14 protein-coding genes and 2 tRNA genes are annotated in these 18,481 nt (G+C 63.2%); 11 read left to right on the top strand and 5 right to left on the bottom strand.

From position 1 onward, the window contains the following. Positions 1-495: 495 nt before the first annotated feature. From HHL14_RS24075 to HHL14_RS24055, 5 genes are all read left to right on the top strand, one after another. The gene (locus tag HHL14_RS24075; RefSeq protein WP_169500093.1) at positions 496-1,230 is read left to right on the top strand and encodes a Crp/Fnr family transcriptional regulator; all 735 of its coding nucleotides are present in this window, start codon (positions 496-498) and stop codon (positions 1,228-1,230) included. 102 nt (positions 1,231-1,332) lie between these two features. Continuing rightward, on the top strand, positions 1,333-2,718 hold the full coding sequence (locus HHL14_RS24070) for an undecaprenyl-phosphate glucose phosphotransferase (RefSeq protein ID WP_169500092.1): 1,386 nt from the start codon (positions 1,333-1,335) through the stop codon (positions 2,716-2,718). Between the two features lie 2 nt (positions 2,719-2,720). Further along, positions 2,721-3,674 (top strand): glycosyltransferase family 2 protein, encoded by a 954-nt coding sequence (locus HHL14_RS24065; protein ID WP_169500091.1) that lies wholly within the window; start codon positions 2,721-2,723, stop codon positions 3,672-3,674. Between the two features lie 47 nt (positions 3,675-3,721). Beyond that, complete coding sequence (locus HHL14_RS24060) at positions 3,722-4,915, top strand: polysaccharide biosynthesis/export family protein (protein WP_169500090.1); 1,194 nt, start codon at positions 3,722-3,724, stop codon at positions 4,913-4,915. 26 nt (positions 4,916-4,941) lie between these two features. Then, positions 4,942-7,383 (top strand): polysaccharide biosynthesis tyrosine autokinase, encoded by a 2,442-nt coding sequence (locus HHL14_RS24055; RefSeq protein WP_169500089.1) that lies wholly within the window; start codon positions 4,942-4,944, stop codon positions 7,381-7,383. Positions 7,384-7,664: 281 nt separating this feature from the next. On the opposite strand, the gene HHL14_RS24050 is transcribed toward HHL14_RS24055, so the two are convergent. Together HHL14_RS24050 and HHL14_RS24045 are read right to left on the bottom strand one after the other, a co-directional pair. Next, positions 7,665-8,087, bottom strand: a complete 423-nt coding sequence (locus HHL14_RS24050; protein ID WP_169500088.1) for a helix-turn-helix domain-containing protein — start codon at positions 8,085-8,087, stop codon at positions 7,665-7,667. A gap of 491 nt (positions 8,088-8,578) precedes the next feature. Continuing rightward, a complete protein-coding gene (locus tag HHL14_RS24045; protein WP_230413172.1) occupies positions 8,579-9,805 on the bottom strand; it encodes a glycosyltransferase family 4 protein in 1,227 nt (408 codons plus the stop codon). A gap of 167 nt (positions 9,806-9,972) precedes the next feature. On the opposite strand from HHL14_RS24045, the gene HHL14_RS24040 reads away from it, so the two are divergent. Further along, positions 9,973-11,235, top strand: coding sequence for a glycosyltransferase (locus tag HHL14_RS24040; protein WP_169500087.1), 1,263 nt, complete (start codon positions 9,973-9,975; stop codon positions 11,233-11,235). Positions 11,236-11,378: 143 nt separating this feature from the next. Here the strand turns inward: HHL14_RS24040 and rpiA are convergent, their stop codons facing one another. Next, a complete protein-coding gene (gene rpiA / locus HHL14_RS24035) occupies positions 11,379-12,074 on the bottom strand; it encodes a ribose-5-phosphate isomerase RpiA (protein WP_169500086.1) in 696 nt (231 codons plus the stop codon). A gap of 193 nt (positions 12,075-12,267) precedes the next feature. Between rpiA and HHL14_RS24030 the strand changes: the two genes are divergently transcribed. Both HHL14_RS24030 and HHL14_RS24025 read left to right on the top strand, forming a co-directional pair. Next, positions 12,268-12,564 (top strand): RNase A-like domain-containing protein, encoded by a 297-nt coding sequence (locus HHL14_RS24030; RefSeq protein ID WP_169500085.1) that lies wholly within the window; start codon positions 12,268-12,270, stop codon positions 12,562-12,564. Further along, positions 12,561-12,854 (top strand): contact-dependent growth inhibition system immunity protein, encoded by a 294-nt coding sequence (locus HHL14_RS24025; RefSeq protein WP_169500084.1) that lies wholly within the window; start codon positions 12,561-12,563, stop codon positions 12,852-12,854. The genes HHL14_RS24030 and HHL14_RS24025 overlap by 4 nt, the downstream gene beginning before the upstream one ends. 184 nt (positions 12,855-13,038) lie before the next feature. On the opposite strand, the gene rlmB is transcribed toward HHL14_RS24025, so the two are convergent. Continuing rightward, entirely contained in the window at positions 13,039-13,782 is a 744-nt protein-coding gene (gene rlmB / locus HHL14_RS24020; RefSeq protein ID WP_169500083.1) for a 23S rRNA (guanosine(2251)-2'-O)-methyltransferase RlmB, read from the bottom strand. 208 nt (positions 13,783-13,990) lie between these two features. After that, positions 13,991-16,495: a ribonuclease R gene (gene rnr / locus HHL14_RS24015; RefSeq protein WP_169500082.1), complete on the bottom strand. Its 2,505-nt coding sequence runs from the start codon at positions 16,493-16,495 to the stop codon at positions 13,991-13,993. A gap of 384 nt (positions 16,496-16,879) precedes the next feature. Here rnr and HHL14_RS24010 point away from each other — a divergent pair. The 3 genes from HHL14_RS24010 to HHL14_RS24000 all read left to right on the top strand — a co-directional run bounded on the left by HHL14_RS24010 (position 16,880) and on the right by HHL14_RS24000 (position 18,355). Beyond that, a tRNA-Leu gene (locus HHL14_RS24010) sits at positions 16,880-16,966 on the top strand. 230 nt (positions 16,967-17,196) lie between these two features. Next, positions 17,197-17,283: transfer RNA gene (locus HHL14_RS24005), tRNA-Leu, on the top strand. A 190-nt stretch (positions 17,284-17,473) separates the two neighbouring features. Then, positions 17,474-18,355 (top strand): tyrosine-type recombinase/integrase, encoded by an 882-nt coding sequence (locus HHL14_RS24000; RefSeq protein ID WP_169500081.1) that lies wholly within the window; start codon positions 17,474-17,476, stop codon positions 18,353-18,355. The last annotated feature ends 126 nt before the right edge of the window (positions 18,356-18,481 follow it).

Below are 18,481 nucleotides of genomic sequence, written 5' to 3'. Positions count from 1 at the left end.
TGCGACGGCGCACGCAATGGGTTTAACACTTCTGAATCATTTCCGGCACCTAACGAAGAAGGCATCAAAACGTGCATACGGCGCGAAGTTCAATTCTGAGACAGCTTCGACAGCCCCCTGTTTTGCGGCGCAATGCCCGTCATATCAAGGGATTCGGTTAAACGCAAAGCTTTCATCCGATGCATTGCCCGCTGCGGGCGGGTGTGCAGATTTGAAACAAAAAGCCGCTTTTAGCCACGTCCTGAAGCGGTACAACATCCGCCGCACCGCATCAGCACTCGTTTTCCCTAACGTTGGCACGGTCCTCGCTATTAGATAACCGCGACACAGTGCCACCGCGACCGGAGCAACAACAAGGGCGGCGGAGCACAGGCCAAAACGGGGCCGATCCCGATCTTCCTCGCTGCTTGCCAGGCAGCATGTCATGAGGATGCGGGCATCGGATCAAAGAATCTGAAAGACGCGCAACGCGCGGCTTTCACGCGAGGACCGATCATGTTGACACTTCAATCCGATCTGCACGGTAACCATCTGCTAGGCGCGTTGCCGTCGCACGAATGGCAGGCGCTGGCTCCCCACCTCGAACTGGTCCATCTGCGCACCGAGCAGTTGCTGTGCGACTCCGGTCAACGCATTCATCACGTGTACTTCCCGACCACCGCGATCATCTCGATGCTGTCGACGATGGAAGACGGCAGCTCCGTCGAGATCGCCGCGGTCGGCCGTGAAGGCATGACCGGCGTGCCGGTGCTCACCGGTGGCGAAACCATGCCGAACCGCGTGCAGGTGCAATGCGCGGGCTTCGCGTATCGCATGAGCGCGCAGGCACTCAAGCAGCAGTTCGCACGCTCCGACTTCCTGCGTCGCCTGATGCTGCTGTATATGCACGCCCTCCTCACCCAGGTCGCGCAGACCGCTGCCTGCAATCGTCACCACGCGCTCAACAAGCAGCTGTGCCGCTGGCTGCTGATCGAAGTCGACCGCGTCGCGTCGAACGACCTGACGGTCACGCAACAGCTGATCGCCGACATGCTCGGCGTGCGCCGCGAAGGCATCACCGAAGCGGCCGGCAAGCTGCACGACGAAGGCCTGATCCATCACAGCCGCGGCCACATCAAGGTACTCGACCGCAAGGGTCTCGAAGCGCGCGCCTGCGAATGCTACGGGCTCGTCAAGCGCGAATTCGATCGTCTGCTGCCGCGCCTGCACCAGGCCGAGACCGTCGAATAAGCTCGCCTTTTCGTTGCATCGCTAGCGTTGCGTTGTCCGCGCGGCATCGTCTGCGCCGCGGCGTTCGCGTTGCCTCGTCCGATTACCGGGATTGATTCAGATATGTTCAGGAATACTGCGCGATGTCTCGACGCACTCTTCGTGATTGCGGGCGGGCTGCTCGCCCATTGGATGCGTTTCTCGACACCGATCGCGCTATCCGATACCCAGCGACTTCTGATCGCGTTCAACTGCGTGCTCGTGCTGCTGCTGTTTCCGGGTTTCGGTGTCTATGAGACCTGGCGCGGCAAGGCACTCGGGCCCGTGCTCGCGAGAATCGCGGCCGCGTGGCTGACGGTGGTCGCGACCGCGCTCGTGCTGGCGTTCACGCTGCATCGGATGGATACGGTGTCGCGCCTGTGGTTCGGCTATTCGACGCTGATTTCGGGCGCGCTAATCATTGCCGCGCGCTGCGTCATGCATCTGGTGTTGCGCTCGCTGCGCCGCCGCGGCATCAATGCGCGCACGGTTGCGATTGTCGGCGCGCCAGGCTTTGCGCGCACCTTGCTCGCCCATCTCGAACACGCGACGGACGCCGGCTTCAAACCGGTGTGCGTATTCGACACCAGCGTGGAAGGCCACGATGCGTACGGTGCGCGGCTGACCCGCCTGCCGGTGCTGACCGATCTGAAGGCGTTCGCCGCCAAGGTGCGCGACGAACAGGTGAACGAAGTGTGGCTCGCGTTGCCGCTCTCCGAAGAGCGCACGATCTATCGCTTCACGCGCGCGTTTCGCGACGACTTCGTCAATCTGCGCTTCATTCCCGATGTGCGCAGCCTGTCGCTCTTCAATCACACGATCGTCGATGTGGTCGGGCTGCCCACGCTCAATCTGAGCGCGACGCCCTTCACGCCGCCGCAGATGTGGCCGAAGCTGATGTTCGACCGCCTGTTCGCCGCGCTCGTGCTGCTCGCGCTGTCACCCGTGTTCATCGCGCTCGCGCTCGCCATCAAGCTGACCTCGCCGGGACCGGTGTTCTTTCGCCAGATCCGCAAGGGCGTCGACGGCCGGCCGTTCGGCATCTACAAGTTCCGTTCGATGACCGTGCATCAGGAAGCGCACGGCCAGATCACCCAGGCGACGCGCAACGATGCGCGCGTGACGAAGCTCGGCGGTTTCCTGCGCCGCACCAGCCTCGACGAGCTGCCGCAATTCCTGAACGTGCTGCTCGGGCAGATGTCGGTGGTCGGCCCGCGTCCGCACGCGATCGAACACGACGATCTGTACAAGGACCAGGTATACGGCTACATGCACCGCTATCGCATCAAGCCCGGCATCACGGGTTGGGCCCAGGTTAACGGCTATCGCGGCGCGACCACCAAGGTCGAAAAGATGGAAGCGCGCGTCAAGTTCGATCTCTTCTATATCCATAACTGGTCGTTCTGGTTCGACATGAAGATCGTTTTCATCACGATCTTCAAGGGCTTCGTCGGCCGTAACGCCTTCTGACCATGCCAATACAGGAATCGCATCTGAAAGTCTCGGTGATCGTGCCGACCTACCGGCGCACCGCCGATCTGGCCCGCTGCCTCGCCGCGCTCGACGCGCAGCAGCGCCGCGCCGACGAGGTAGTCGTGATCGTGCGTCACGACGACTACGCAACGCTCGACTGGCTGCGCACGCGCGAAGCGACCCAGCCCGATCCGCGACGCTGCGTCGTGCTCGTGCGCAAGCCCGGCGTCGTGGCCGCGTACAACCTCGGCATCGAAAGCGCGAGCGGCGACGTGCTCTGCTTCACCGACGACGACGCCGCTCCACATAGCGACTGGATCGCGCGGATCGCGAAGAGCTTCCGGAGCAATCCGAAGCTCGGCGGCATCGGCGGGCGCGACATCGTGCACGAGCGCGGCGGCATCCTCGAAGGCCGCAAGCCGCACGTGGGCCTGGTGCGCTGGTACGGCCGCACGATCGGCAATCATCACATCGGTCACGGCGCCGCGCGCGAAGTGCAGGTGCTCAAGGGCGTGAACATGGCGTTTCGCCGCGACGCGATCGGCTCGCTGCGTTTCGACCCGCGGCTGCGCGGCACCGGCGCGCAGGTCCACTGCGAGATGGCGTTCAGTCTCGATCTGCGGCGCCGCGGCTGGACCCTCGTCTACGATCCGGCGCTGCTCGTCGAGCACTTCCCCGCCGCCCGCAGCGACGAAGACCAGCGCTTCTCGTTCAACGACACGGCGTTCTACAACGCGTCGTTCAATCTTCGACTCATCATGTGCGAACACCTGACGCCGCCAGGCCGATGGGCGTTCGTCGTGTACTCGACGCTGATCGGCGATCGCGCGGACCCGGGGTTCCTGCGCGCGTTGTCGCTGGCATTCGAGCGCGGCGGACTCGCACTCTCGCTGCATAAATGGCGAGTCGGTTTACGCGCAATGCGCGGAGCTTGGCAGGAAGCGGTGCGCTAAGGTCTGTTGTCAAAGGATCGCCGGACCGCTTTCTGAAGGACCGTTACATGACTATCAAAACAATGGCCGCGGCCCTCGCGGCCGTATCGCTTTGCGCCTGCTCGCTGGCGCCCGGACCGTATCTGGACACCAACCGACTCGCACCGCCGGCGCCGCCCGAGCAGACCGCGGAGAAGTTTCCGGTGCACATGATCGACGTCGACTATTTCCGCAAGGAACGCGCGGCGGCGGTGCCGTCCGTCTGTCCGTTGTCGTGCCTGACGCCGAAAACGCGCGCCGGGTACGAATACCGCGTCGGCATCGGCGACCAGTTGACGATCATCGTCTGGGATCATCCGGAGCTGACCGGCGGCACGGGGATTACGAGTCTGCCGCCGCTGCCGACGGCGATCACGCCGTCGCCAGGCCCGTCGCAGACGCAGGGCGCGACACCGCTCGCGTCGGCGCCGATCTCGACGGGTAGCGGCGAAGGCGGTCTCACGGTGCGCGTCGCCAGCAACGGCACGATTTTCTTTCCGCGCGTAGGCCGCATCAAGGTGGTTGGCAAGAGCATGCAGCAGGTGCAGGAAGCGCTGACGCACAGCCTGTCGCGCACGGTTCGCAATCCTCAACTCGACGTGCGCGTGTCGGGCTTCAACAGCCAGTCGGTGCAGGTGACCGGCAATCTGCGCACGCCTTCGTCGGAAGCGATCACCGACTCGCCGCTCACCGTGCTCGACGCGATCAACCGCGCGGGCGGCGCACTGCCCGACGCCGATCTGCAGAACGTCGGCGTGACCCGCAACGGCCGGCGCTATACGGTCGACATCGCGTCGCTGCTCGAAACCGGCAATCCGCAGCAGAACGTCCTGCTCCAGGACGGCGACATCATCGACGTGCCGGACCGCTCGAATAGCCGCGTGTTCGTGCTCGGCGAAGTGAACAAGCCGACTTCTCTGCCGATGAACCGCGGCCGCCTGACGCTCGCCGACGCGCTGACCGGCGCGGGCAGCCTCGACGTCAAGACCGGCGACCCGCGCTTCGTCTACGTGGTGCGCGGCGCCGACAAGACCTTGACGCCCGACGTCTATCAGCTCGACATGACCCAGGTCGACGCGCTGATGCTGATGACCAAGTTCGATCTGCAGCCGAAGGACGTGGTGTATGTGCAGGTGTCGAGTTCCGCGCGCTTCAACCGTGCGCTCGAACAGATCACGCCGACCCTGCAGTCGTTGTTCTACACGGTGCAAATGTCCAGATAAATCGCTTCCCGCGACGGAGTATCACCATGAGTACGTATGACATGCAGGACTACGGCCCTGCGCCCGGCAACAGCGAAGACGATGCGGTGATGCGCGACCTGCTGCGCATCGTCGTCGGACAGATCGGCTGGGTGATCGGCATCGCGGCGAGCGTGATCGTCGCGGCGGTGATCTACGCGAAAGTCGCCACGCCGGTCTATTCCGCCGACGCGCTGTTGCAGGTCGACACCAGCAACAGCGGCGGCCAGAACAACACGAAGTCGTTCTCGCTGTTGCCGTCGAGCGATCCGACGCACACCGACGCGGAGATCGAGATCATCCGCAGCCGCACAGTGGTCGAGCCGGTGGTCGACCAGTTCGGCCTGAACTTCAGCACGGGCGCGCGGACCCTGCCGGTGCTCGGCCATCTCACCGCGCCGTTCGCGCGGCCGGGTCATCCACTGCGCGCGCTGTTCGGCATGCGCTCGTATGCGTGGGGCGGCGAGCAGTTCGAGGTCGAATCGATCAGCGTGCCGAAAACGCTCGAAGGCGCGCGCCTGACTTTGCGGGCACTCGACGGCGGCAGTTTCGAACTGCGCGACGGTAGCGGCACGCTGCTGCTGACCGGCGTGGCCGGCGTCGAAGCGCGCGGCAACGGCATTACGTTGCGGGTGAAAACGTTGGTCGCGCGGCCGGGCACCGAGTTCTACGTGACGCGCCATAACCAGCTCGACGCGGTGTCGTCGCTCGCGAACAGTTTGCAGGTGTCGGAAAAGGGCCACGAAACCGGCGTCGTGCAACTGTCGTATACGGGCACCAATCCGCGCGCGATCACCGACATCGCCAATGCGGTCGCAGCGTCGTATCTGAAGCAGCGTACCGAACGCGCGCAGGAAGAAGCGAGCCATATGCTTGAGTTTCTGAATAGCGAATTGCCGCATCTGCGCGACGAGGTGAAGCACGCCGAAACCGCGTTGTCCGAGTACCAGGCCAAGGCCGGCTCGTTCCAGCCGACCCAGGAAGCGGGCGTGTATCTGCAAGGTGGCCTCGATTACGAAAAGCAGATCGCGGCGCTGCGTATCCAGCGCTCGCAACTGCTGCAGCGTTTCACCGAGCAGGCGCCCGAGGTGCAGCAGGTCGACGCGCAGATCGCGGCGATGTCGCGTGAAAAAGCGCGCTTCGAGGATCACTTCACCACGCTGCCGAGTTCCGAACGTAATGCGCTGGCATTGCAGCGCGATGCGAAGGTCGCCGACGAAATTTACGTCGCGCTGCTCAACAAAATCCAGGAGCTGTCGATTTCGCGCGCGGGCACGGTCGGCAACGTGCACATCATCGACGAGGCGCTGGTGCCGTCGCAGCCGATCCGGCCAAAGTCCGCGCTGATCATCGGCGCGGGCACGATGCTGGGGGTTCTCGCCGGCATCGCGTTCGCGTTCTGCCGCCACAAGTTCCTCACTGGCGTGAGCGACCCGGAGTTCGTCGAACGACGCTTCCAGTTGCCGATCTTCAGCTCGATCACGTTCAGCCCGGAACAGGCACGTAGCGACCGTCAACTGAGCACGCTACGCGCGGCCGCGTTGCCGGCGCCGCGCTCGAGGCCGACCGAAGTGCCCGCCGGGCCGGCGGGTCGCCTCGCCGCGCTGAAAGATCCGCTCGCCGGTCTCGCAAACCTGCTGCGCCCGCGCTCCGCCGCCAGCGCCACGACCAACTGGCCCACGCGCCATACCGTCCCGGTCGGCACGCAGACCGTGATCGCGTCGGGCAAGACGCCGATGCGCTCGCTGCTGGTGAAAACGCATCCGTACGACACCACCGTCGAAGGTTTGCGCAGCCTGCGCGCGAATCTGCAGTTCGGCCTGCTCGACGCGCCGAACCGGATCGTCGCGATCACGAGTCCGGCGCCCTCGGACGGCAAGAGCTTTCTGTGCGCGAATCTCGCGACGCTGATCGCCGAATCGGGCAAGCGCGTGCTGTTGATCGACGCCGATCTGCGCCGCGGCCGGCTCGCGCAATATCTCGGCCGTTCGCCGAACGGCGGTCTGAGCGAGCTGCTGACGGGTCAGGCCGACCTCGAAGCCGCCGCGCGCACGACCGGCGTGAACGGTCTGCACTTCATCGCGTCGGGCGCTTATCCGCCGAATCCGTCGGAGATTCTGACCTCGCCGCGCTTCGCCGAAATCCTCGCGCGTCTCGAGCAGGAGTTCGATCTCGTGATCGTCGATACGCCGCCGCTGCTCGCGGTCGCCGACGCCGCGGTGATCGCCAATCTGGCCGGCTCGACGGTGCTCGTAATTCGCGCGGGCGCGCATACCGAGACTCATGTCGCCGATGCGCTGAAGAAGTTGCGGCGCGCGCGGGCACGCGTGATCGGTGGCGTGATGAATGCGATGCCGGCGAAGAGTCACAACCGCCAGGGCACCTATGACTATGCGTACGCGTACACGTATTCGGCGGGCGATCCGCCGGATATTCACGCGCCGCGCTAATCTCGCATCGAGCGGTGCCGACGTTCGGTGCCGCTCGATGTTGCTCGATGCGGTTCCAATCGGTTCAAGCCGGCTCCAGCCGGTTCAAATGCAAACGCCAATGCCGGCGGCTCGTTCAGGAGCCGCCGGCATTGGCGTTAATGTCGTCGTCAGGCGCGATCGATCGAGGTCAGGCGCGCTCGACCATGATCAAACAGGAACAGGCATGACCGGGCGCGGGCAGGCGCGACGAATCACGCCGTAATACGCGGATTTCGCCGCTTCGCCGTGCCGCCCCATCCTCACAGAAACGCGCTGACGTCGGTCTGGAATCGCACCGCGAGCGCTTTCGCGACCTTCTTGCTGATCGCGCGACGTCCCGCGAGGATATCGCTCACCACGGTCGGCGACGCGATGCCGGCCAGATCCTTCTGCTTGAGCCCATGCGTGGCCAGCAGATGCCGCAGCACTTCGCGCGGCTCGGTCTGCGGCAGCGTCACGTGGCGCGCCTGCCAGTGACCGACCAGCTCCGCCACGATCGTATGCAGATCGACGAGTGGATCCTGCTCCTTGCCGCTCAGATGATCGGACAGCGAATTGGCGACGCGCACCATCTGCTGATAATCCTCTTCGGTGCGAATCGGTGTAATCGGCAACTGGTCCCGCAGCGCGGCCCAGGTTGCGGAGATGTCGGGAAACGGTCCCGGAAGGCGATCGGCATTCATGGGTTTAAATTCATCCTCGTCCAAAAACCGTCCGCGTCAGACGCCCATCGGCGGCGCCCGGATGACGGCTGCCCGTTATAGTGAATCGCCGTTGCACGCTGCGCTGCCCCACCGCAAGAATGGCGGCGAGACGGTCCAGCGTCCATACCGGCGAACGTCTGCTTCAGGTCGTGATAGGCACTCGAGGCATGCGGTGCCCGTCAAATGTCACGTCAATTGCGCGTGGAGCGCACCCCGATGCTGTTCAGGAAGTCCAACCCTGCCTAGCTGGCGAGGATCCGCCGCGGCCGGCCTTGCATGTGGAGCACGCATCACGCGTGATACCCGCTCCAGAGCCCGGCCCAACCGGACGCACCGACACCAATAGCCGCCGGACGCGTTGGCCCGCACGGCTCGTTACTACGCGTTGCGAAGTCACTGCATCAACATGAGACTCCTGGTTCTCCTACGAAAACTTTGTGTGTTTCTGAAACATCGCGCCGACACCGGCCTCAATGCCCCCAACCGCCGTTCGGCGTCGCATCGCCCGACCAGCCGAGCTCCTGGGTGGCGAGAGTGGCGAGATCGTGCTCGCCCCGCGCCACCGTCTCGGTGCGCTCGCGCAGCCCCTCGGCCGAGATCGTGCGGGTGACCTCGGCCATGAACGCGCGCCGGAACACCGCCGCCGAAAACCGCTCGGCATTCGCGCGGCAGGCCGTCGGCGTGATGTACACGCCGAGTCGCTCGAAGCGATCGATCGCGTCGAGCATCGAAACGACCGTTTGTTGCGCGAAAAAAACTCCGGTGGGATGCGCCTCGCCAACCGGCACCACCGTTTCCAGCGCGCCGCCCTTGCCAAATGCAATCACCGGTGTGCCGCATGCCTGCGCTTCGAGCGGCACGATGCCGAAATCCTCTTCGGCCGCGAACACGAACGCGCGCGCGCGTTGCAGATAATCCTTGAGTACATCGAACGGTTGATAGCCGAGAATCGACACGTTCGGGCCGGCCTTGGCGCGAATCGATGCCATCTGCGGACCGTCGCCGATCACGACCAGCTTGCGATGCGGCGTCGCGTTGAACGCCTCCACGATCAGGTCGATACGCTTGTACGGCACCATGCGCGACGCGGTCAGATAGAAATCCTCTTTGTCGGTGCGCAGTTCGAATTCGGTCACGTCGACGGGCGGCGGAATCACCACCGCATCGCGGCGATAGGTTTTCATCACACGCCGCGCGACGAATTGCGAATTCGCGATCAGACGATCGACGCCGTTCGCCGAATGCGCATCCCAGCTACGCAGATAGTGAAGCATCACGCGCGCGGCCCACGACTTCGGTCCGCTCAGCAGATTCGCTTCGCGCAGATACTGATGCTGCAGATCCCACGCATAGCGCATCGGCGAATGCACGTAGCTGACGTGCGTCTGATCGGGACCGACCAGCACGCCCTTTGCAACCGCATAGGAACTCGTGATGATCAGGTCGTAGCTCGACAGGTCGAACTGCTCGACCGCGAGCGGCATCAAGGGCAGATACGCGCGATAGCGCTTGCGCGCCAACGGCAGACGTTGAATGAATGACGTGGTGACCGGCTTGCCACCCAACGGCCTGCGATCCTCGAGGAAGTCGACGAGGCTGAAAATATCGGCGTCGGGGAAACATTCGATGATCTGCTCGAGCACCTTCTCGGCGCCGCCGGGTGCGACGAGCCAATCGTGCACGATCGCCACTTTCATATTGCTTCCTACCTGTCATAAAACGCCACAACGGCTTAGCAGCAGTGTATGTGCCCCATTCCTCGCTGTGCGTGCGCGTGCCCACATTCGACGCGCGACAGTACGCGAATAATGCGGAGTATTCGTTCGCCGCCGCGAACTCACGGCCTTGATTACTTCGCTTTCCTATGCGCCCTACGCTCGACGCTTCACCTCTCGCCGCCTCGCTGGTGCAGTCCACGCTGACCGATCCGGGCACCCCCTCCGCAACAACGCCTGCCACTCACGCCGCCGCCATGCCCAGCGTGCTGTTCGTCGATCAGAGCGGCCAGCTCGGCGGCGCCGAATTCGCGTTGCTGCAACTCGCCGGACATTGCACCGCGCGCAGCGAAGTCGTGCTGCTCGCCGATGGCCCGTTCCGCGCGCGTCTCGAAGCGCTCGGCGCCCGCGTGCAGGTGATCAGCGACGCGCGCGTGTCCGGTGTCATGCGGCAGGCATCGATGCTGAACTGCCTGCGCGTAGTGCCAGGCCTTTTCCGCCAGGTACGCGCGATCGCCGCGCGCGCACGACAATTCGACGTGCTGTTCCTCAATACGCAAAAAGCGCTGGTGCTCGGCGCGCTCGGCAAACCGCTGCATCGTCGGCCGGTGATCTGGTATCAGCATGACATCCTTACGCGCGAGCATTTCGGGCGAATACAGTTAAGCATTGTCAAATGGCTCGTGCGACTGGCGGTCGATCACGTGGTAGTGAATTCGCAGGCGTCGGCGCGTTCGCTCGCGGCGCTGACTGGCATCGATGCCGATTCGGTGCCCGTCATCTACAACGGCATCGATGCGCGCGCGTTCGATCGCGTGGATGGCCGCGATGTGGCCGCGTTGCGCGCGCGGCTCGGTTTGCCGCGCGATGCATGGCTCGCCGGTCTGTTCGGCCGGCTCGCGCCGTGGAAGGGACAGCACGTCGCGCTCGACGCACTGGCCCGTTTGCCCGACGTGCATCTGGTGCTGGTCGGCGCGCCGCTATTTGGTGAGGATGCCTACGCACAACGTCTGCACGAACAGGCGGCCGCGCTCGGCATTGCGGATCGCGTGCACTTCGCGGGCTTTCAGGACGACGTGCCGGCGTGGATGAAAGCGATGGACGTGATCCTGCATACGTCAACGGAACCGGAGCCGTTCGGACGCGTGATCGTCGAAGGGATGGCCGCGGCGCGGCCGGTGATCGCTGCCGCGGCGGGCGGCGTGACGGAGATTGTGCGTCATCGTCGCAACGGCTGGCTCGTCAAGCCGGGCGACGCGAGCGCGCTCGCCGACGCGATCGGTACCTTGCGCGCCGACCCCGAACTGGCCGCGCAACTCGCAACGCAAGCGCTCAGCGATGCGCGTTCCGAGTTTTCGGTGGAGCGTTATTTACAGCGGATGACGCAGGCGATCAGACAGGCTGCGCGTTGAGGAACATGCGGTGCGGATGTGATAACGAAGACGCGCGAAGGCGCGGTGCGTGGGCCCGCAGAAAAGATGGCCCCGCACCGCGCATTGCGCTAGACGTACTGCCCGCCGCATGAAAAACGGCGGCAAATAAAAACGCCCTCTATTTAGTTCTGGCCGTACGTGATCGTCTGCACGCCGGTGTCGGTGCCGAGCAGGCACAGGTTCGCGCCGCGGCCCGCAAACAGACCCACCGTCACCACGCCCGGCCATGCGTTGATGTGCGTCTCGAGCGTGCGCGGATCGCTGATGCTCAGGCCTTTCACGTCGATGATTTCGTTGCCGTTGTCGGTGATGAACGGCACGCCCTCTTTCGTCACGCGCACGACCGGCACGCCGCCGAGCGCGGTCACGCGACGGCCGATCGCGGTGCGTGCCATCGGCACGACTTCAATCGGCAGCGGGAACGTGCCGAGCGTGTCGACCACCTTGCTCGCGTCCGCGATGCAGACGAACACTTCCGACACCGACGCGACGATCTTCTCGCGCGTCAGCGCGCCGCCGCCGCCCTTGATCATCGCGCCGCCGTGATCGATTTCGTCGGCGCCGTCGACATACACCGGCAGCGAGTCGATCTCGTTCAGGTCGAGCACCTTGAAGCCGTGCGATTGCAGACGCGCGGTCGTGGCGAGCGAACTCGACACCGCGCCGCGATAGCGGGATTTGCTGGCGGCCAGCGCGTCGATGAAGCAGTTCGCGGTGGAGCCCGTGCCGACGCCGATCACCGAGCCTTGCGGCACGTTGGCGTTCACGTAATCGGCGGCGGCCTGGCCGACCAGTTGCTTGAGTTCGTCTTGAGTCATGGGGATGCGGGCAAACGTGAAAAATCGTTAGTTTACCGGATGGCGCGGGATGGGCCGTGATTGAGTCGTGGTTTCCCTCAGATCGAGTCGCACTCGCGCGAGCCTGGATACCGTTTTGAGCGCGCGTTGGATCATGCGGTGATGCTTCGCGCCACGCCTGGAAAGCACTGGATATCGCTGGATATCGCGGCATATGCCAGGACAACTGGAGTCGGAAAGAGACGTAGTATCGTCGTTTCGGAATTTGGCGACGGCGGAATGGGCGATATCGCGAGTAATGGAGTCTAATGCGTCGAGAATCAGAGACTGGGCCCAATCGAACCCGAGGCGCCTTTTGATTCTCCATCAGGATGTCGGCTACAAAGCTGGCTACGGAGTCGTCCGAGCAACAGGAGAATTCAAATACACGAGTACAGTCCGGGTTGCCATTAAATTTGAAAAGCACAACGGAATGCCCTACTACGTTCTCACATCGTATCTACTGAAATGATTGACGAAACATCCTACCCACGATTCTTTGCATTGTTCGGTGGCTATCTGAATCAGGATTCGGATCTTTGGGGAGACACGCTGGAGGAGGTCGTTTCCTGCTTCAGGAGAGACAGCTCGCCCGAAGATATCCGGGATACGCTAGCCGAAATTGAGAAATTCAAGGCAGAAGCGGGCAAAAAACTTGATGAAAAATTTTATGATGCATATGGATTTGATTTCAATCCCGTCCTGTGGGGATACACAACCAGTTCCTTTTTCGATGAACTGAAGAGAATTCTCACTGCGTAATCTGAATTACCCGACAGGTCGACAGGACACAGTTGACTTTCGGGCATCGCCGACCAATCGCAAACAGCGCTTCCGCGCGCAAGGCAGCCCTCAAGCCCCAACAACAAAACGCCCGGCAACACTAAGGTGTCCCGGGCGCCATCAACCAGCCATCCATCGGCCAACAACAAAAGCCGAACAGAAATTACTTCCTCACCGCCCGCTGCCGCACCGCCTCGAACAGACACACCCCGCTCGCCACGGAAACGTTCAGGCTCTCCACCGTCCCCGCCATCGGAATACGCATGACGATGTCGCAGGTTTCCTGCGTCAGACGTCGCATGCCCTCGCCTTCGGCACCCATCACGATCGCCACCGGACCATCCAGCTCCGTCTCGTAGACGCTCTTCTGCGCCTCACCCGCGGTACCGACGACCCACACGCCCGCGTCCTTCAGCTCGCGCAGCGTACGCGCCAGGTTCGTCACCGTGATGTACGGCACCGTATCGGCCGCGCCGCTCGCAACCTTCGCGGCCGTCGCGTTCAACCCGACCGCGCGATCGCGCGGCGCAATCACCGCATGCGCGCCGGCCGCGTCGGCGACCCGCAGGCAGGCGCCGAGATTGTGCGGATCGGTCACGCCGTCGAGCACGAGAATCAGCGGCGAGCCGGTGATGCCGTCGAGCAGTTCGGCGAGGTTCTGCGCGAGCGGCAGATCGCCGGCGCGCGCGACCACGCCCTGGTGGCGCTCGGTGCGGGCCAGCCCCCACAGACGCGTTTCGTCGGCGGCGATCAGGCGCACACCGGCTTCCTTCGCAGCGTGCAGGAATTCGGTCATCCGCCGGTCCTTGCGCGTCGCGTCGTAGTAGACATCCTCGACCGTCGACGCATCGTGCCGGATACGCGCGGTCACTGCGTGGAAACCGTATAAAACCTTGTGACGTGCCATGACTGAACAACCTTTGATTGGGCGCGCGTCGATGCGCGCCGCAGTGATGAAGATAAAACCGGATACCCGTGCGTGCTTTCCCGCAGTAGCGCCTGCCGCGCCACTCCGCCGTGCCCGCACTGAAACAGCAACCCGATAAAACGCAGACCGCGCGCAACCGGCACGTCTTCACGTACCCGCTGCGCGCGGTATCGGTACGGCAATGGCGTCAGCGCTTCTTGCGTGCCTGCTTCGATGCCGCCTTGGCCGGCGCGCCATGCTTCTTCGCCGCGCCGCGCGCCGCGCGCGCTTCCTTGACCGCCGCGCTTTGCGGCGGTGCGGCCTTCCTGCGCCGCGGCCCCGGCACTGCGTCGTGCTCCGGTGCCGACAATGCGCGCACGCGCGGACCACCGCCGTCGCCTGCTGCCGCGCCCTTGTCGAGCGCAACGCCGCGCGCCGTCGGCGGCTTGATCGGCGTATCGCGCACGAGACGGAAGTCGATCTTGCGCGCGTCGAGATCGACGCGGCTCACCTGCACGCGCACGCGATCCGACAGCCGATAGCGAATGCCGGTGCGCTCGCCGCGCAGTTCGTTCTTGATCTCGTCGTACTGGAAATAGTCCGAACCCAGTTCCGTCACATGCACGAGACCTTCGATGAACAGCGAATCCAGTTGCACGAAGATGCCGAACGACGTGACGCCGTTGACCATGCCGCCATACTCTTCGCCGAGCTTGTCGCGCATGAAATAGCACTTGAGCCACGCCTCGACATCGCGTGACGCTTCATCCGCACGGCGTTCGTTCGCCGAGCAGTGCAACCCGAGTTCTTCCCAGATCGCGACGTTGTTCCCGCGGGCGCGCGGGCCGCGTTTTTCCTCGTCGGCCTGCTGCATCGCGCGGGCGCGCGGCGACAGCGCGGTATTCAGCTCGATACCGTGCGACGGCTGCGGCTGATACTTGCGGCCCTGCAGGATCGCGTAGATCGCGCGATGCGTGAGCAGGTCGGGATAGCGGCGAATCGGGCTCGTGAAGTGCGCGTACGCCTCATACGCGAGACCAAAGTGACCGATGTTGTCGGGACTGTAGACCGCCTGCTGCATCGAGCGCAGCAGCATCGTCTGCAGCATCGACGCGTCGGGCCGGTCGCGAATCTGCGCCATCAGCGCTGCGTAGTCGCTCGCATGCGGCGTGTCGCCACCGCCGAGCGTGAGGCCCATGCCGCGCAGGAAAGTGCGCAGATTCTCGAGCTTTTCCGCGCTCGGACCCGCGTGCACGCGGAACAGACCCGGATGCTTGTTGCGCTTGAGGAAATCCGCCGCGCACACGTTCGCGGCCAGCATGCATTCCTCGATCAGCTTGTGCGCGTCGTTGCGGGTGCGCGGCACGATCTGTTCGATCTTGCCCTGCGCGTTGCAGACGATATACGTCTCGGTCGTGTCGAAGTCGATCGCACCGCGCTTCTGGCGCGCCGCGAACAGCGCCTTGTAGACGCCATACAGATTCTGCAGCTGCGGCAGCAACGCGGCGCGGCGGGTCGCCTCCGGCCCCTTGGTGTTTTTCAGCACCGCGGCGACTTCCGTGTAGGTGAGCCGCGCGGCCGAATGCATCACGCCGGGATAGAACTGATACGCCTTCACGTCGCCGCGCGCGGTGACGATCATGTCGCACACGAGCACGCAGCGGTCGACCTGCGGATTGAGCGAGCACAGCCCGTTCGACAGTTTCTCCGGCAGCATCGGGATCACGCGACGCGGGAAATACACCGACGTGCTGCGCTCGATCGCATCGGTGTCGAGCCCGCTTTGCGGCTGCACGTAATGCGACACGTCCGCGATCGCGACGATCAGGCGGAAGCCGTCGCCACGGCCGACCTTGACCGGCTCACAATAGACGGCGTCGTCGAAATCGCGCGCGTCCTCGCCGTCGATCGTGACAAGCGGCACGTCGCGCAGATCGACGCGATGGCGGATATCGGTCGGGCGCACCTCGTCGGGCAGACGCGCGGCTTCGTCGAGCGCGGCCTGACCGAACTCGTGCGGCACACCGTATTTGCGCACCGCGATTTCGATTTCCATGCCGGGGTCGTCGATATCGCCGAGCACTTCGGCCACTCGGCCTAACGGCTGCGAATGACGGCTCGGGAAATCGGTCAGCTCGACCACCACGACCTGGCCGACCTTGGCCTTGCGGGCGTTCTGCGTGATCAGGATGTCGTGGCCGATGCGCTTGTCTTCGGGCGCGACGATCAGCGCGCCGTTCTCGTTCAGCAATCGGCCGATCACGCGCTTGTTCGCGCGGTCCGTGACCTCCACGATGTGCCCTTCCGGGCGCCCGCGCCGGTCATAGCCGACGATGCGCGCAAGCACGCGGTCGTTGTGCATGACCTTCTGCATCTCGCCGTTGGGCAGGAACAGATCGTCCTGGCCGTCGTCGCGAATCAGGAAGCCGTAGCCGTCGCGATGACCCTGCACGCGGCCCGCGACGAAGTTCGACGGATGTGTCAGTTGATAGAGATTGCGCTGATCGAGCCGGATCTGGCCGTCGCGCTCCATCGCGCCGAGACGCTTGAAAAATCCTTCGCGCTCCTGACGCTTGATCGACAGCGCTTCGGCGATGTCGTTCGCGGCAAGCGGCGTTTCACTCGTGCGCAACACGCCGAGGATTTCTTCGCGGCTGGGAATCGGATACGGAAATTTGCTCAAGGGCTTGTCGATGGTTTTTTCTCGTTGCATGGACGTCGGTCGGCGATGGAGTCCGGCCTGGAAGGCGTTGGTGTCATGCGTGCAGCCACTCAACTGCATCTGCATCGCGCGTGTGCTGCGTCGGTCATTGCACCTGCTGCTTCTGCTCTGCTGCGCTCGCACCGGAAGCTGTCCGGGTCCGGCTCGATCAAGGCTGAGTCGACGCGCGTATGGACACTGGATGCACCGTGCCAACGAACTACTGCGAGGCATTCTAACACCCGTGCCGCATGCCAAGCGGGCCGTCGGCGGCCGTTCGCGGACGTCGCTGCGGGGGTAAAGAGAGGCATCGAGCCGACATCGAAAAGGCTTGGGCGAAACGCTTGACAGGCCTGAATCTGTCGCTATAATGTCGGTCTTCGCTGTTCATCACCTGCCCAGGTGGCGAAATTGGTAGACGCACTAGGTTCAGGTCCTAGCGGTGGCAACACTGTGGAGGTTCGAGTCCTCTCCTGGGCACCAGATTCAGAATAGAGCCGCCTTCTGGCGGCTCTATTTTTTGTGTAGGGTTTTGTGTAAGACCCGGTAAAGCGATTGGCTGTTTCAGATCGTCGAGTCGGATAAGCAGGACGGTGGTTCGTGAGCGAGAGCAGCACTTCGTTACGCGATTCAACCGGGCGGATGAGAAAGTTTGAAGCAGGGATTGACAAACTTGATCGTCACGCTAAAATAGCGGTCTAGCTTGAAGACGTGCCCAGGTGGCGGAATTGGTAGACGCACTAGGTTCAGGTCCTAGCGGTGGCAACACCGTGGAGGTTCGAGTCCTCTCCTGGGCACCATTTAAGCATCCAGAGACTTCCAAGAAGGTCTTCTGAACACCCGAAAAAGCCCGCCACTGTGGGCTTTTTTGTTTTTTTGCCTCCCACGCCATCTACTGAAAACCAAGGCAAGCCAGCGCCAAAGTGGTACATTTTTCGGTACATCCAAAGTTCGAGTTACCCGGATGTACCAATACCCAAGGTGCCTGCCATGCCTCTGACAGCCAAGCAAGTCGAAGCGGCCAAACCGTCGAGTCGCGACTATATCCTCAATGACGGTGATGGGCTATTCCTGTTCGTTGCGACCAGCGGGACGAAGAGCTGGCACTTCCGATACAGTCTTGCCGGCAAACGCGCCCGCGTTTCGTTCGGGGTGTACTCCACCATCTCGCTGCAACGCGCCCGCGAGCTACGAGCTCACGCCCTCATCCAAATTTCTCAAGGCCTTCACCCGAAGCCCCGTCAGAAATCAAAGGCGAGCGATGATGACACGTTCAAAGCGGCGGCCGAGCTCTGGTACAAAGGCAAGGAAAACGCTGGTCGGGCGCCAGGGACGTTAAATAAATTCCGCACCTATCTGGATAAGGACATCCTTCCCGAGCTGGGAAACAAACGCTTGCCAGAGATCACTCGCGCCGACTGCGCCCGCGTACAGGAACGCATTGAGAAGCGGAATGCGTTAAACGTGTCCAGAAAGGCGCGAGGTTGGCTACGTGAGATCTTCAGCCATGCCATCGCTCGCGGCAAATGCGAGTACAACCCCGCTTCAGAGTTGAAGGTTATTGCCAAGGAAGCCCCTAAGTCCAAGCGTTACCCGCATCTGCTTGAACCTGAACTCCCTGACTTTCTGCGGGCGCTTGACCGATCAACCAGCCGTTTCATCCAACGCACTGCCGCCTGGATGACCATCTGGACCGCCAGTCGCCCTGGCATGGTTCGCTTTGCAGAATGGAGCGATGTCAACCTCGATGCTGCCTTGTGGACCATTCCCCAGGAAAAAATGAAGATGCGTCGCGACATCGTCATTCCCCTACCAGAGCAACTCGTTGCGCGACTGCGGGAACTGTACAAGCAAACCGGACAGCAGCAATAAGAAGTGGGCGCGCAAATTCGGACGGTCGGATAAGTGGAACGCTCGGGGCCTGAGCCGGCGATAATGCCGACAAAGGAACCAGGAAGATGACGAAGAGAACCCGACGGACGCACTCAGCCGCGTTCA

Origin of the sequence: Paraburkholderia antibiotica, assembly GCF_012927125.1 — a bacterium.
In the GTDB taxonomy this organism is placed as follows: Bacteria; Pseudomonadota; Gammaproteobacteria; order Burkholderiales; family Burkholderiaceae; genus Paraburkholderia; species Paraburkholderia antibiotica.
This window is presented reverse-complemented; position numbering and strand designations above follow the sequence as displayed.